Source organism: Variovorax sp. PAMC28562, from assembly GCF_014303735.1.
In the GTDB taxonomy this organism is placed as follows: Bacteria; Pseudomonadota; Gammaproteobacteria; order Burkholderiales; family Burkholderiaceae_C; genus Variovorax.
Map to the genome: position 1 here is coordinate 3,504,105 of NZ_CP060296.1, position 14,290 is coordinate 3,518,394.

At 64.6% G+C, this 14,290-nt stretch carries 13 protein-coding genes; 8 read left to right on the forward strand and 5 right to left on the reverse strand.

Going from position 1 to position 14,290, the window contains the following annotated elements; translation table 11 throughout:
* Window positions 1–11: 11 nt before the first annotated feature.
* The 5 genes from H7F36_RS16475 (at window position 12) to def (ending at window position 4,751) form a co-directional block, all read left to right on the forward strand.
* On the forward strand, window positions 12–1,109 hold the full coding sequence (locus H7F36_RS16475; RefSeq protein WP_187051825.1) for a cell division protein ZipA C-terminal FtsZ-binding domain-containing protein: 1,098 nt from the start codon (window positions 12–14) through the stop codon (window positions 1,107–1,109).
* A gap of 38 nt (window positions 1,110–1,147) precedes the next feature.
* Entirely contained in the window at window positions 1,148–3,256 is a 2,109-nt protein-coding gene (ligA, locus tag H7F36_RS16480; RefSeq protein ID WP_187051826.1) for an NAD-dependent DNA ligase LigA, read from the forward strand.
* Between the two features lie 165 nt (window positions 3,257–3,421).
* Window positions 3,422–3,685 carry a hypothetical protein gene (locus H7F36_RS16485; RefSeq protein WP_187051827.1) on the forward strand — a complete coding sequence of 88 codons (264 nt, stop codon included), beginning with the start codon at window positions 3,422–3,424 and terminating at the stop codon, window positions 3,683–3,685.
* 99 nt (window positions 3,686–3,784) lie between these two features.
* Window positions 3,785–4,192, forward strand: coding sequence for a hypothetical protein (locus H7F36_RS22055; protein WP_222620390.1), 408 nt, complete (start codon window positions 3,785–3,787; stop codon window positions 4,190–4,192).
* Between the two features lie 19 nt (window positions 4,193–4,211).
* Window positions 4,212–4,751 (forward strand): peptide deformylase, encoded by a 540-nt coding sequence (def, locus tag H7F36_RS16495; protein WP_187051828.1) that lies wholly within the window; start codon window positions 4,212–4,214, stop codon window positions 4,749–4,751.
* 18 nt (window positions 4,752–4,769) lie between these two features.
* Here def and H7F36_RS16500 read toward each other — a convergent pair whose 3' ends face one another.
* The gene (locus tag H7F36_RS16500; protein ID WP_187051829.1) at window positions 4,770–5,174 is read right to left on the reverse strand and encodes a DoxX family protein; all 405 of its coding nucleotides are present in this window, start codon (window positions 5,172–5,174) and stop codon (window positions 4,770–4,772) included.
* A gap of 114 nt (window positions 5,175–5,288) precedes the next feature.
* Here H7F36_RS16500 and H7F36_RS16505 point away from each other — a divergent pair, with 114 nt between their 5' ends.
* The 3 genes from H7F36_RS16505 to H7F36_RS16515 are packed head-to-tail and all read left to right on the forward strand — an operon-like array spanning window position 5,289 to window position 8,367.
* Window positions 5,289–6,332 carry an amino acid ABC transporter substrate-binding protein gene (locus H7F36_RS16505; RefSeq protein ID WP_187051830.1) on the forward strand — a complete coding sequence of 348 codons (1,044 nt, stop codon included), beginning with the start codon at window positions 5,289–5,291 and terminating at the stop codon, window positions 6,330–6,332.
* Window positions 6,329–7,321: an amino acid ABC transporter permease gene (locus tag H7F36_RS16510; RefSeq protein ID WP_187051831.1), complete on the forward strand. Its 993-nt coding sequence runs from the start codon at window positions 6,329–6,331 to the stop codon at window positions 7,319–7,321. Before H7F36_RS16505 ends, H7F36_RS16510 begins: the two co-directional genes overlap by 4 nt.
* Window positions 7,318–8,367 carry an amino acid ABC transporter permease gene (locus H7F36_RS16515; RefSeq protein ID WP_187051832.1) on the forward strand — a complete coding sequence of 350 codons (1,050 nt, stop codon included), beginning with the start codon at window positions 7,318–7,320 and terminating at the stop codon, window positions 8,365–8,367. Before H7F36_RS16510 ends, H7F36_RS16515 begins: the two co-directional genes overlap by 4 nt.
* A gap of 42 nt (window positions 8,368–8,409) precedes the next feature.
* Here the strand turns inward: H7F36_RS16515 and pgm are convergent, their stop codons facing one another.
* The 4 genes from pgm to map are packed head-to-tail and all read right to left on the reverse strand — an operon-like array spanning window position 8,410 to window position 14,259.
* A complete protein-coding gene (gene pgm / locus H7F36_RS16520) occupies window positions 8,410–10,071 on the reverse strand; it encodes a phosphoglucomutase (alpha-D-glucose-1,6-bisphosphate-dependent) (RefSeq protein WP_187051833.1) in 1,662 nt (553 codons plus the stop codon).
* 13 nt (window positions 10,072–10,084) lie between these two features.
* A complete protein-coding gene (locus H7F36_RS16525) occupies window positions 10,085–10,771 on the reverse strand; it encodes an HAD family hydrolase (protein WP_187051834.1) in 687 nt (228 codons plus the stop codon).
* A 30-nt stretch (window positions 10,772–10,801) separates the two neighbouring features.
* Window positions 10,802–13,405, reverse strand: coding sequence for a [protein-PII] uridylyltransferase (locus H7F36_RS16530; protein ID WP_187051835.1), 2,604 nt, complete (start codon window positions 13,403–13,405; stop codon window positions 10,802–10,804).
* Between the two features lie 29 nt (window positions 13,406–13,434).
* A complete protein-coding gene (map, locus tag H7F36_RS16535) occupies window positions 13,435–14,259 on the reverse strand; it encodes a type I methionyl aminopeptidase (RefSeq protein ID WP_187051836.1) in 825 nt (274 codons plus the stop codon).
* Window positions 14,260–14,290: the final 31 nt, after the last annotated feature.

The following is a 14,290-nucleotide window of genomic DNA, read 5'->3' on the forward strand; positions in this document are numbered from 1 at the left end:
GCGAACAGACCATGAGCAGTCTCACGATCGCGCTGGCGATTCTCGGCGGTTTGTTTCTCGCGGCCGTCATCGGCTATGACGCCTGGATGTCGCGCCGCAATTCTCCGAGGCAACCCGACAATGTCGATGGCGAGCCGTACCGCGCGACGATGCCGGTGTCGCTCTCGCCGGAAGACCCGGTGCGCCATGTCGAGCCGCATCAGGTGCCGGGCAACGAGCGGCACGAGCCGTTGTTCGACCCCGATCTACCAGCGCCGGCCGCGTTACCGATTCCATCCGCGGACCGCCGCGGAGGGCTCGATCCGCTGATCGACGTCATCGCGCCGGTGTCGCTCGATGGGCTGGCGTCCGGCGATGCCGCGATTGCCGCGATGCCATCGACACGCCGCGCCGGCAGCAAGCCGGTCGCCGTCGAGGGCCTCAACGAACACACCGGCGAATGGGAGCTGCCGGCGCCCGGCCAGCGCTACGGTGCTTTCCAGGTCGGCGTGCAATTGGCCAACCGCACAGGGGCGCTGAACGAGATCGAGTATTCGGAGTTCGTCGTCAAGGCGCAGGCTTTTGCCGACGCGCTCAACGGCGCACCGGAATTTCCGGAAATGCTCGACGAGGTGGCGCGCGCTCGCGAACTCGACCAGTTCGCCAGCGCGCACGACGCCCAACTCGGCTTCGTGCTGCGTGCGCTGCATGCTGCGTGGAGCCCCGGCTACGTGCAGCAGAACGCGGCGCGGCTCGGTTTCGTCGCCGGCATGATTCCCGGGCGCATGGTGTTGCCGACGTCGGAAGTCGGCTTGCCGCCGATCCTCGGCCTGTCTTTCGACACGCAAGCCGCCCTGGCCGACGACCCGGCGCAGTCGGCCATTCGCGAACTGACGTTGAGCCTCGACGTGCCCCAGGTCGACCGCAGCGAGCGTCCCTTCGAACGCATGCGGGAAGCTGCGGCGACGCTGGCGCGCGAGATGGACGGCGTGGTCACCGATGGCGACGGCCAGCTGCTGCGCGACGACACGATGGACGTGATCGGCGCCGACCTCGAGCAGTTGTACGACACGCTCGAATCGCGCGACTTGGCGGCCGGCACGCCGTTAGCACGCAGGCTTTTCAGCTAAAGCCACGGAATTTTTCGAACGACTCCCGGAGACATACGATGACGAAGCGCGATCAGGCCGCAAAGGAGGCCGAACGCGACCCCGCGAATGAAGCCGCAGCGCTGACTGAAAAGCTGCGCCATCATGCGCATCTGTACTACGTGCTGGACGCGCCCGAGCTGCCCGACGCCGAGTACGACAAGCTGTTCCAGCGGCTGCAAGCGATCGAAGCCGAACATCCCGCGTTGCGAACGCCCGAATCGCCAACGCAGCGCGTGGGCGGCAAGGTGCTCGAAGGCTTCGTCAAGATCCGCCATAGCGTGCCGATGCTGTCGATTCGTACCGAGACCGACATCACCTCGACCGGCGCCAGCGCTTTCGATGCGCGCGTGCGGCGCGAACTCGGCCTGGCCGAAGACGCGGCGCAGATCGCTTATGTGTGCGAGCTCAAGTTCGACGGCCTGGCCATCAACCTGCGCTACGAACACGGCGTGCTGGTGCAGGCCGCGACGCGCGGCGACGGCGAAGTGGGCGAAGAGGTCACGCAGAACATCCGCACCGTTCAGCAGATTCCTCTGAGGCTTGCCGGCGAGGCGCCACCGCCACCGGTGGTCGAAGTGCGAGGCGAGGTCTACATGAAGCGCGCCGATTTCGACGCACTGAACGAGCGCCAGCGCGGGAAGATCGCGGCCGGCCAGAAGAACGAGAAGGTGTTCGTCAATCCGCGCAACGCCGCTGCCGGCGCGGTGCGGCAACTCGATCCTGCCATCGCAGCCGCCCGGCCATTGAGCTTCTTCGCGTACGGCCTGGGTGAGGTCTCGCCACCGGAACAAGGCGGCCCCGATTGCCCGACGCAGTTCGACTGGCTGCAGCAGTTTCATTCGTGGGGATTTCCGGTCGCGACGCAGACGACGCGTGCCAGCGGTGCCGTCGAACTTATCGCCTTTCACGAGAACATCGGGCGGCAGCGCGATGCCTTGCCATACGACATCGACGGTGTGGTCTACAAGGTCGACAGCGTCCAGCTGCAGCGGCGGCTGGGCTTCGTGTCGCGCGAGCCGCGCTGGGCCGTGGCACACAAGTACCCGGCACAGGAGCAGTTGACGACGGTGCAGGCGATCGAGATCCAGGTCGGGCGCACCGGCAAGCTCACGCCGGTCGCCAAGCTGGCGCCGGTGTTCGTCGGCGGCGTGACGGTAACCAATGCCACGCTGCACAACGAAGACGAAACGCGGCGCAAGGATGTGCGTGTCGGCGACACGGTGATCGTGCGCCGCGCGGGCGATGTGATTCCGGAAGTCGTGCGACTGGCGCCCGACAGCGCTGCTTTGCCTGAAGAGGAGCGCGGCCCTGTCTTCACCATGCCGCACAAGTGCCCGATCTGCGGCTCCGACGCGGTGCGCGAAGAGGACGAAGTGGACTATCGCTGCACCGGCGGCTTGTTCTGCGCAGCCCAGCGCAAGGAAGCGATATTGCACTTCGCGGCCCGCCGCGCGGTCGAGGTCGAAGGCTTGGGCGACAAGCTGGTCGAGCAGCTGGTCGACGCCAATCTCATCCGTACCTTGCCCGACCTGTACAAGCTCGGTTTCACCACGCTGGTCGGGCTCGACCGCATGGCGGAAAAGTCGGCCAGGAATATCGTCGATGCGCTCGAAAAATCGAAAGAGACGACCTTGCCACGGTTCTTGTTCGGGCTGGGCGTGCGGCACGTCGGCGAGAGCACCGCGAAGGATCTGGCCAAGCACTTCGGCAAGCTCGACTCGATCATGGACGCCACCGAGGCTGAGCTGCTCGAAGTGAACGATGTCGGCCCGGTGGTCGCGCAAAGTCTGCGAACGTTTTTCGATCAACCGCACAACCGCGAAGTGGTCGAGCAGCTTCGCGCTTGCGGCCTGACCTGGAAGGAGGGCGAGCCCGCGCCGCGCATTGCGCTGCCGTTGGCTGGCAAGACTTTTGTCATCACCGGAACACTGCCGACCCTGAGCCGCGATGAGGCCAAGGACCTGCTGGAGACGGCAGGCGCCAAAGTGGCGGGCTCGGTGAGCAAGAAAACCGACTATGTCGTCGCCGGCGAAGAGGCGGGGAGCAAGCTTGAGAAGGCGCGGACGCTCGGTGTCGCGGTGATCGACGAAGCGGCGATGCTCGCGCTGTTGACAAGCGCAGCCTGACGCTGGCTTGCGACTGGCGCGGATGTAAGGGGCGCGGATGTGAGTGCCGCGGATGTGAGAGCGCGGATGTTACGGCTGCTTTACGCAGCGTTACCCAGCTTCACAAAACTCGGGTCAACAACCGCGCAGCGCTCGCGTTGGAGGATTCTGAACAGGAGAACCCTCATGAAATATCTGCGTTCGATCGCCATGGCTGGAACAGCCGGCACCATGTTGCTTCTCACCGGCTGCGTGGTCGCGCCTCCGGGCTATTCCGGCTACCAGGGCTACAACGAATACGGGCAGGCGGTTTATGCCCAGCCGGGCCCCGTGGTCGTTCCGGCGCCGGCCATCTCTATCGGTATCGGGGGCTACTATCGCGGCGGTGGCTACGACCGTGGTTACTACGGCGGCCGGGGCGGGTACTACGGCCATGGCGGCTGGCGCTGACGCCCCGTTAGGCTGATCGCACTTTCGATCATCCGCTGATGGCGCCCACACAGCCTGACGACCCGATGGCGCTGCCGTCCGGTGCATGAGGAATTCCTGATGAGAACAAGTGTTCGTATTGCAGCTGTTTGGGCCGCGGGTATCGCAGGCGCACTGGCTTTGAGCGGTTGTGCCGTCGCTCCGGCCGGCTCCGTGGTGTACACCGACGCGGGCTATCCGGCCTATTCCGCTCCGTACTCCGCTCCGTATTACGCCGACCCATTTGTCGTCGCGCCGCCGGTGTATCTGGGCCTCTATGGCAACTATGGATACTCCGGCTATTACGGCGGTCGCGGTTACTACGGTGGGCGTCCGGGATACTGGAACCGTCCCGGCGCGTATGGCCGGCCGGGCTATGGGCCAAGGCCAGGCTTCACGCCGCGTCCAGGCTTCGCACCCCGACCCGGTTACGGTGGTGGCCGGCCGGGCTATGGCGGCGGGCGCGGCGGCGGCGGCTTCAGGCGCTGAGCCTCGCGATAATCGCCGCATGGCCACACGCGAAATTTTGAAGATGGGCGACCCTCGTTTGCTGCGCATCGCGCTGCCGGTGAACGCATTCGATACCGACGAGTTACACCTGTTGGTGCGCGACATGTTCGAGACCATGCACTCGGTGAGTGGCGCCGGCCTGGCCGCGCCGCAGATCGGCGTCGATCAGCAACTGGTGATCTTCGGCACCGACGCCGTGAATCCACGCTACCCGGACGCGTCGATCGTGCCGCGCACCGTCCTTGTCAATCCCGTCATCACACCGATCGGCGATGAAGAAGAAGAGGGCTGGGAGGGCTGCCTTTCTGTGCCGGGCTTGCGCGGTGTGGTGCCGCGCTTTGCCAACATCCGCTACACCGGATTCGATCCGTATGGCGACCCAATCGACCGCACCGTGAGCGGCTTTCATGCGCGGGTCGTCCAGCACGAGGTCGACCACTTGCTCGGCAAGCTGTACCCGATGCGCGTGCGCGACTTCTCGCGCTTCGGCTTCACCGAGGTTCTGTTTCCAGGCCTCGATGCAAGCGAAGACGACTGACTCTGCCAGCGCAGGAGACTAGTTGAAACGGCCGGTGCGGCCGCCGAGGCTAAACCCGCCTGCGCCCAGAAAACCGACCGCTACCGCCGCCGCCAGGAACATGCCTTGCAACTCGAGTTGCCAGCCGCCTTGCTTGCTCAGCGCGCTCAGGTCGCCCATGTGCACCAGGTAGATGGCGAACAACATGTTGAGTGCAATGATCCAGGCGGCGGGCCGGGTGAAGAACCCGATGATGATGAGCGCCGGCGCAATGACTTCGCCGATGTAGACGCCATAAGCAAGCAACGGCGGCAAGCCGTGGGACGTCAGCTGGCTCGAGACGAAACCGACGCCCCCTTTCAGTTTGGCGATGCCATGCAGCAGGATGAGGATCCCAAGGGCAAGGCGGAGGATCAGTTTGCCGGTGTCATCGCTTCGGGTCATTGGGTTTCTCCGTTATCAGGTTGAGGTGCGAGGATGTTAATGAACTGTGGGGCGCATCCTGCGTACACTGCCAAAAATCGTTCTACGCACTTTTAGGCACTGAATCACAACACCATGAAAAGCATTCGTCCGACGCTCGTATCGGCTGCCGCTGCAGCCCTTTCAATCCTTGCGCTTGGCACTTCGGTGTCGGCTTTTGCCGGCAAGACGCTCGATGCGGTCAAGCAGCGCGGCACCGTCAAATGCGGCGTCACCAACGGCGTCGCCGGTTTCTCCGCACCTGACACGCAAGGCAACTGGTCGGGCCTCGACGTCGACAGCTGCCGCGCCATTGCGGCGGCGGTGCTGGGTGATCCCAAGAAGGTCGACTTCGTGCCGCTCAATTCGCAGCAGCGCTTTTCCGCCCTGCAGGCCGGCGAGGTCGACATCCTGGCGCGCAACACGACATGGAACCTGACGCGCGATGCCTCGCTCGGCTTCAACTTCACGACGATCAACTACTACGACGGCCAGGGCTTCCTGGTGCCGAAGAAGATCAAGGTGACGAGCGCCAAGCAACTCAAGGGCGCGACCGTCTGCACGCAGTCGGGCACCACCAACGAGAAGAACGTGTCGGACTGGTTCAAGGCGCAGAACATCCCGATCAAGACCGTCGTGTTCGAAAGCTTCGAGGCCTCGTTCAAGGCCTTCTTCGCGGGCCGTTGCCAGGCCTTCACGACCGATGCCTCGGCCCTTGCCGGCCTGCGAAACAAGGAGGCACCCAATGCCGACGACTACCTGATCCTGCCGGAGCTGATCTCCAAGGAACCGCTCGCGCCACTGGTGCGCCGTGGCGACGACGAGTGGTTCGCCATCGCCAAGTGGGTGCCTAACGCGCTCATCGAGGCGGAGGAGGTCGGCATCACGCAGGCCAACATCGACACCCTCAAGACCGACAGCAAAGACCCGGCGCAACAACGGCTGCTCGGCACCAGCGACGACCTCGGCAAGCTGCTCGGGCTCGACAAAGACTGGTCGTACCGCGCCATCAAGGCGGTCGGCAATTACGGTGAAATCTTCGAACGCAACGTCGGACCCAAGTCGGTGTTGAAGCTGCCGCGCGGCGTCAACAACCTGTGGAGCAAGGGCGGCCTGATGTACGCCCCTCCTGTCCGGTGAAGGGGGCGGCGTCCGGCCGCTGGATCGCCTGGGTCGTTCAGGCCCTGCTGCTCGCCGCCATCGCGGGCGGTGCCGTCTGGCTGGTGTTGCATGCGCTGGGTGTTTTGCGCGCACGCGGCGTGCAGTCGGGCTTCGATTTTTTGCTCGACCCGGCCGGCTTCGGCATCGGTGAGGGCTGGCTCGATTTCGAGGCGGGGCAACCCTACTGGCGCGCTTTTCTGGCGGGCCTGATCAACACGCTGCGCGCCGCGGTGCCGGCCTCGATCCTGGCCGTCGTGTTCGGCACGTTGATCGGCATCGGCCGGCTCGCGCCGCACGTGCTGGTGCGCGGCATCTGCGGTGCGTACGTGCAGACGCTGCGCAACATCCCGCTCCTCGTACAGATGCTGATGCTGTACTTCGCACTCACGCAGCTGCTGCCCGATTCGACCGAAGCCATCGAGCTGGTGCGCGGCGTGTGGCTCAGCAAGGACGGCCTGACGATCCCGTGGCCGGTGCGCGAGGCCGGCGCCTGGTGGCCGTCGCATTTCGATTGGCCCGAGCGCAGCAGTTTCAACGTGACTGGCGGTGCGGCACTCAGCCCGGAATACCTCACGGTGGTGATCGGGCTCGCGGCGTACACGGCTGCGTTCGTCGCGGAGATCGTGCGGGCCGGCATCGGTTCGGTCTCGCAAGGTCAAAAGCTCGCTGCGCAGGCGCTCGGCCTCACGCCGCTGCAGCAACTTCGCATCGTCGTGTTGCCGCAGGCGCTGCGGGTGATCGTGCCGTCGCTCACCAACCAATTGCTGAGCCTGACGAAGAACTCGTCGCTGGCGGTGGCGGTCGGTTATCCGGAACTGATGTCGATCGCCAACACATCCTTCAACTCGACCGGCCGCACCTTCGAATGCATCGCCATCATCATGGCGGTCTACCTGGCGTTGTCGTTGTCGATCTCGGGCGCGATGAATTTTTACAACGCGCGGGTTGCGTTGCGGGGGTGGCAATGAACGACCGGATCGCCTGGCGCAGCGAACTGTTCGGCTCGCCGGTGCGAAGCGTGTTCACGGTCGTGCTGCTGGCGTTGTTCGCATGGGTCGGCGTATACGTGTTCGACTGGGCCGTGTTGCACGCGGTGTTCCGACCCGACGCCGAGGCCTGTCGAGCGGCCGGCCATCACGGTGCCTGCTGGGGCGTGATCGCCGAAAAATGGCGCCCCATTCTGTTCGGCCGCTATCCATACGAAGACCAGTGGCGTCCCGCTGTCGCAGTCATCGTGCTGACCGCGACGACGCTGCTGAGTGCCTGGCCGCGCAGCTGGCGCCTGTGGCTGCTGCCGCTGTGGGTCGTCACGCTGGTGGTTTTCGTGGTGCTGATGCGCGGTGACTGGCTCGGCCTTGTCTACGTGCCGACCAGCCGCTGGGGTGGCCTTCCGCTCACCATCAGCCTGGCGGTGGTCAGTCTGGCGCTGGCCTTTCCGCTGGCGTTGCTGCTGGCTTTGGGGCGCCGCTCCCAATGGCCGGTGGTGCGTACGCTGAGCGCCACGTACATCGAACTGGTGCGCGGCGTGCCGTTGATCTCGGTGCTGTTCATGGCGTCGTTTTTGCTGCCGCTGCTGTGGCCTGCTGGATGGCAGCCCGACGTTCTGGTGCGCGTGCTGGCGGGCCTGGCGTTGTTCGTCGCCGCCTACCTGGCGGAGATCATCCGTGGCGGACTGCAGGCCGTGCCGCGCGGGCAGACGGATGTCGCGATGGCGCTGGGCTTCGGCCGCTGGCCGGTACAGCGCGACATCATCTTGCCGCAAGCGTTGCGGCTGGTCGTGCCCGCTCTGACCAACAACGTGGTCGGTACGTTAAAGGACACTTCCCTCGTAACCATCGTCGGCTTGTTCGAACTGACCGGCGCGCTGGGCCTGGCGCTCGGCGGTGACACGACCTGGCGGCCGTTCTACCTCGAAGGCTACCTGTTCCTTGCCGCGGTCTACTGGGTGCTGTGCTTCAGCCTGTCGCGCTACAGCGCGTGGCTGGAACGCCGGCTGTCGACGGGGCGCGACTGACGCGCCAGGCGCAGTGTCTGCGCGGCGTCCGATTCGGTCTGTTCAGTCGCCCAGCGCCTGGTCCACCACCGTCTGCGCCTCACCCAGAATCCGCTGCAGATGCGCTTCACCCAGGAAGCTCTCGCCGTAGATCTTGTAGATGTTCTCGGTGCCCGAAGGCCGTGCCGCGAACCAGCCGTTCTCGGTCATGACCTTGACGCCGCCCAACGCTGCGCCGTTGCCCGGTGCGTTGCTCAAGACGTTCACGACTTTTTCCCCGGCCAGTTGCGTGGAGGTGATCTGCGCTGGCGACAACGTCGACAGGCGCTTCTTTTGCGCCGGCGTGGCGGCCGCATCGACTCGATCAGACACCGGCTTGCCGAGCGCGGCGGTCAACTCGGCATAGCGCTCGCCCGGGTCGCGCCCGGTCTGCGCCTTGATCTCGCCAGAGAGCAGGGCGGCAATGAGTCCGTCCTTGTCGGTCGTCCAGACCGCGCCATCGCGACGCAGAAAGGTCGCGCCGGCGCTCTCTTCGCCGCCGAAGCCGAGCGAACCGTCGACCAGTCCGTCGACGAACCACTTGAAGCCGACCGGCACCTCGTACACCTTGCGGCCCACGCTCGCAGCCACGCGGTCGATCATGCTGCTGCTGACCAGCGTCTTGCCGACGGACGCCGATGCCGACCAGTGCGGGCGGTGCGTGAAGAGGTAATCGACCATCACCGCCAGGTAACTGTTCGGCTGCATCAAGCCCGACGTGCGCGTGACGATGCCGTGACGGTCGTGGTCGGTGTCGCAGGCGAAGATGATCGGAAAGCGCTCCTTGTGTTCGACCAGGCCGTGCATCGCGTAGGGCGACGACGGATCCATGCGGATGCGCCCGTCCCAGTCGAGCGACATGAAGCGGAAGGTCGGATCGACCTCGGGATTGAGCACCGTCAACTTGAGCTTGTAGCGCTCGCCGATGGCGGCCCAGTAGTTCACGCCGGCGCCGCCGAGCGGGTCGACGCCCATCTCGACCTCGGCACCCCGGATGGCGTCCATGTCGATCACGCTGGCGAGGTCTTCGACGTAATTGTTCAAGAAGTCATGGCGATGCGTGGTCGATGCTTTCAGCGCCTGCGCCAGTGGCATCCGCTTCACGCCGGCAAGACCATTGGCCAACATTGCATTGGCGGCGGCCTCGACTGCCGACGTGATGTCGGTGCCGGCCGGTCCCCCGTTCGGCGGGTTGTATTTGAAGCCACCACTCTCGGGCGGATTGTGCGAGGGCGACACCACGATGCCGTCGGCCAGCCCGCTGCCTGGACCGATTTTTCGACCGCGGTTGTACACCAGGATGGCGTGCGACACCGCCGGCGTCGGCGTGTACTCGTCGTCTTTCGACAGCATCAGCTCGACGCCGTTCGCGGCCAGCACTTCCACCGCACTGGCGAACGCCGGCGTCGACAGCGCATGCGTGTCGATGCCGAGAAACAAAGGGCCGTCGATGCCCTTTTGCTTCCGAAAGTCGCAGATGGCCTGCGTGATCGCAAGCACATGCCACTCGTTGAACGAGTCGTCGAAAGACGAGCCGCGATGGCCCGAAGTACCGAAGGCCACGCGCTGCGCCGCCACCGACGTATCGGGACGGCCGCTGTAGTAGGCCGAGATGAGCCGCGGCACATTGACCAGCGATGCGTACGGTGCCGGCTGGCCGGCGAGGGGGCTGATCTTCTGGCTCATGTCATGTCTCCGGTCATGTCTCCGGCAAAGCCGGCCACTGGTAGTCGACGAGATCGCCGATGCGCTCGACGGTGATGTCGGCGGGCGCATAGGCGGCAATGGCTTGCGTGTCGAGCGCGTAATGGCCCTGGCGCACGAAAACGGTGGTCAGGCGCGCACCCCAAACGGCCTTCATGGCCGACAGGATGCGCAGCTTGTCGTCGATCATCACGTAGTGCCGGGCTGGGTAGGCCGCGGCGATGGCGTCCAGCATCTGCTCTTTGTGCACGTAGATCAGGACGCGGCCTTCGACGGCGTCCCAGAGCGCAGCCTGTTGCACTTTGCGCGGTTGAAAGACGACATCGCCGTCCGACACGATGACGACGGGGCCGCGTTGCCGAAGCGCCTTCAGCGCATCCAGTGCGCCCGGATACACACGGTCGGCAAAGGGATAGTCGATCAGGTAGCCGGACATCAGCAGCATGCGCGAGTCCTTCATGCCACGCAGGCTCTCGTCGTTGCGATAGTGCTGCAGCGCGCCGAGGTAATCGACGTAGCCAAGCTCGGTACGCAGCCTTTCCAGCGTTTGCCAGTAACGATCGGCGCTGGCCATGCCGAAGGCTTCTTCGAGATGTTGCCGCAGGTCGGCAATGATCCGGTCGTTGTCGAGCAGTGTGTTGTCGACATCGATGAGGTAGACGGTGTCGGTGGGCTCGGTCATCGAGAAAACTCCGGAATGTTCGGTGGCTGATCAGGGCGCGAGCGCTTCGAGCAACTCGGTCTGGATGGCCAGTTGGGCGCGCTGGCCCTGCAGCTCGGGGCCGCTGATCAAAAAGCTGTCTTCCACCCGCTCGCCCAGGGTCGTGACCTTGGCGAGTTGCAGATTCAGGTGGTGATGCGCCAGCACCCGTGCCACCGAATACAACAGGCCTGCACGGTCACTCGCCGAGATGTTGAGAACCCAGCGCTGCGCCTTGTCGTCCGGCACCAAACTGATGCGCGGGTTGATCGGAAAGCTGCGCACACGGCGCGACACGCGGCCCTTGCTCGGCGCGGGCAGCGGTCCGGTTTCTTCGAGCGCCTTGGCGAGGCCGGTCTCGACCATGCTCATCAGGTCGCGGTAGTGCTCCGGCGCGAAGGCGGTCACGATCTGGAAGGTGTCGAGCGCGTAGCCGTTGCTCGTGGTGTGAACCTTGGCGTCGATGATGCTGAACGACGACTGGTCGAAGTAGCCGCAGATGCGCACGAACAAATCGGGCTGGTCGGGCGTGTACACGACCACCTGCAGTCCCTCGCCGATGGGCGACAGCCGAGCCCGCACGATGGGCTGCGCCGACGGATCGATCGGCACCCCACGCATCGGCACGTGACGCGACAGCTGCTTGGCATGCCAGGCGATTTCCGACGCGTCGTGCCGCATGAAGTAGCCGACGTCGAGCGTCTCCCACAGTGCCTTGTGCGATTCGAAACGCTCCGCATACAAAGCCAGTTGCACCAGGGCGTCGTGCTTGCGCGCTTCGATCTCGGCACCCGCATCCGGCATGTGACCGCCGAGCGTGCGCAGCGTGGCGCGGTACAGGTCTTCGAGCAGCTTGCCTTTCCACGCGTTCCAGACACGCGGCGAGGTGCCGCGGATGTCGGCGATGGTCAGCAGGTAGAGGCCGGTCAGGTAACGCTCGCTGCCGACACGCTTGGTGAAAGCGCCGATCACTTCCGCGTCGCTCAGGTCCTGCTTTTGCGCGACCGTGCTCATGGTCAGGTGCTCGGTCACCAGAAATTCGATGAGCTTCGTGTCTTCGCGGCCGATGTCGTGCTGCTGGCAAAAACGCCGCACGTCGCGCGCACCGAGCGTGGAGTGATCGCCGCCGCGGCCCTTGGCGATGTCGTGGTACAGGGCCGCAACATAGAGCACCCACGGCTTATCCCAGCCGGCCGCGAGCTGCGAACAAAACGGGTACTCGTGCGCGTGCTCGGCCACGAAAAAGCGCCTTACGTTGCGCAGCACCATGAGGATGTGCTGATCGACCGTGTAGACGTGGAACAAGTCGTGCTGCATCTGCCCGACGATGCTCCGGAACACGCGCAGGTAGCGGCCCAGCACCGACGTCTGGTTCATCAGCCGCATCGCGTGCGTGATACCGCGCGGCTCCAGCAGCATGCGCATGAAGGTGATGTGATTCACCCGGTCGTTGCGAAACTTGCTGTCCATGACGCGGCGCGCGTTGTACAGCGCCCGCAGCGTGCGCGGCGACAGGCCGTTCACGCCGATGGTCTTCTGATACAGCAGGAAGGTTTCGAGAATCGCGTGCGGATCGCGTTGGTACAGGTCGTCGCTGGCGATTTCGATCAACCCGCCTTTCTCGAAGAAGCGGTCGTTGATGCGGGTTGGCTGATCAGCCTGCGGCTGCAGTCGCTCGGCGATGTTGAGCAGCATGATCTGATTCAGCTGCGTCACCGCCTTGGCCGCCCAGTAATAGCGCCGCATCAGCGCCTCGCTGGCCTTGCGCTGCGAAATGCCCTCGTACCCGAAGGTGGCTGCCACGGCCGTCTGCAGGTCGAACACCAGCCGGTCTTCGCGCCGGTTGGCGATCACGTGCAGGCGCGCGCGAATCAGGCTGAGCAGCGCCTCGTTGCGCTTGATCTGCTGGACTTCGAAAACGGTCGCCAAGCCGCTTCTGGCGAGGTCGTCCCAGCGACTGCCGAAGCCGGCCGCCTTGGTCATCCACAGAATGGTCTGCAGGTCGCGCAGCCCTCCCGGCGATTCCTTGCAGTTGGGTTCCAGCGCGTAGGGCGTGTTGTCGTACTTTTGATGACGATGCCGCATTTCCTGCGACTTGGCAGCGAAGAAAGCCTGCGGGTCGATGGCCGCCGTGAAGCGTTTACGAAAGCTGATGTAGAGCTTCTTGTCGCCAGCGATCAGCCGCGATTCGAGCAGCGACGTTTGCACCGTGACGTCTTTTTCGGCCTCACCCAAACATTCGTCGATGGTGCGGACGCTCGACCCGATCTCGAGACCGGCATCCCAGCAGCGGCCGATAAAAGCCTCGATGCGGCCGGGCTCGATGCAGTCGCCATGGCCCGCTGGCAGCAGCAGCAGCACATCGACATCGGAGTATGGAAACAACTCGCCGCGACCGAAACCGCCGACAGCCGCCAGCACCAGCTCATTGCCGAAATCAGCGTCTTGCCAAAGCATGCGCAGCGTCTCGTCGGCCAATGCCGACAGCTGGCGCAACACACCGTGCACGCTGCGGGTCGGTGCGCGGGCAAAGCGCAGCGTGTCGAACAGGGCGAGCTTGTCTGCGCGATACGACTCGCGCAGCATCCCCACGTCGATGTTCGGAGCTTCGATCACACCATGTCGGTCGAACGGGCTGTCATCGATCAGGTTTTGGTGGCGGTGACGAAAGGAGGCGGCGGCGGGCTGCCGGCCGACAGGGTCAGCACCTCGTAGCCGGTTTCGGTCACCAGCACCGAATGCTCCCATTGCGCCGACAACGAATGATCGCGCGTGACGATGGTCCAGCCGTCGTACTGCCCAGCCTTGGCGTCTTCCTTGATGTCGCGCTTGCCGGCGTTGATCATCGGCTCGATGGTGAAGATCATGCCGGGCTTGAGTTCTTCCATGGTGCCGGGGCGGCCATAGTGCAGCACCTGCGGTTCTTCATGAAAGTGCCGGCCCACGCCGTGTCCGCAAAACTCGCGGACGATGGAGAAACCATGCCCTTCAGCGAACTTCTGAATGGCGTGCCCGACGTCTCCCAGACGCGCGCCGGGGCGCACCTGCAGGATGCCATGCCACATCGCGTCGTAGGTGACGGCGCACAGGCGCTTGGCCGCGATCGACGCGTCGCCGATCACGAACATCCGGCTGTTGTCACCGAACCAACCGTCCTTGACGACGGTGACGTCGATGTTCATGACGTCGCCCTTCTTGAGGGGCTTGTCGTTCGGGATGCCGTGGCAGACCACGTGATTGACCGAGGTACACAGCGATTTGGGGAAGGGCACGCTGCTGGCGCCCATGTAGCCGACTGTCGCGGAGGTGGTGCCTTGCTCGACCATGTACTCGGCCGCCAGGCGGTCGATTTCGTTGGTCGTGATGCCGGGCTGAATGAAGGGCGTGAGGTAGTCCAGCACCTCGGAGCCCAGCCTGCCGGCCACGCGCATCGCTGCAATGCCTTCGGCGTCGTTGTAGGTAATGCTCATGCCCGAATTATCCCATCGGCCCCCCGTTAAA

What these genes read in the sequence shown, in the direction of transcription:
- H7F36_RS16475 (WP_187051825.1), top strand. Translation starts at nt 12, where the DNA reads ATGAGCAGTCTCACGATCGCGCTGGCGATTCTCGGCGGTTTGTTTCTC.
- ligA (WP_187051826.1), top strand. Translation starts at nt 1,148, where the DNA reads ATGACGAAGCGCGATCAGGCCGCAAAGGAGGCCGAACGCGACCCCGCG.
- H7F36_RS16485 (WP_187051827.1), top strand. Translation starts at nt 3,422, where the DNA reads ATGAAATATCTGCGTTCGATCGCCATGGCTGGAACAGCCGGCACCATG.
- H7F36_RS22055 (WP_222620390.1), top strand. Translation starts at nt 3,785, where the DNA reads ATGAGAACAAGTGTTCGTATTGCAGCTGTTTGGGCCGCGGGTATCGCA.
- def (WP_187051828.1), top strand. Translation starts at nt 4,212, where the DNA reads ATGGCCACACGCGAAATTTTGAAGATGGGCGACCCTCGTTTGCTGCGC.
- H7F36_RS16500 (WP_187051829.1), bottom strand. Translation starts at nt 5,174, where the DNA reads ATGACCCGAAGCGATGACACCGGCAAACTGATCCTCCGCCTTGCCCTT.
- H7F36_RS16505 (WP_187051830.1), top strand. Translation starts at nt 5,289, where the DNA reads ATGAAAAGCATTCGTCCGACGCTCGTATCGGCTGCCGCTGCAGCCCTT.
- H7F36_RS16515 (WP_187051832.1), top strand. Translation starts at nt 7,318, where the DNA reads ATGAACGACCGGATCGCCTGGCGCAGCGAACTGTTCGGCTCGCCGGTG.
- pgm (WP_187051833.1), bottom strand. Translation starts at nt 10,071, where the DNA reads ATGAGCCAGAAGATCAGCCCCCTCGCCGGCCAGCCGGCACCGTACGCA.
- H7F36_RS16525 (WP_187051834.1), bottom strand. Translation starts at nt 10,771, where the DNA reads ATGACCGAGCCCACCGACACCGTCTACCTCATCGATGTCGACAACACA.
- map (WP_187051836.1), bottom strand. Translation starts at nt 14,259, where the DNA reads ATGAGCATTACCTACAACGACGCCGAAGGCATTGCAGCGATGCGCGTG.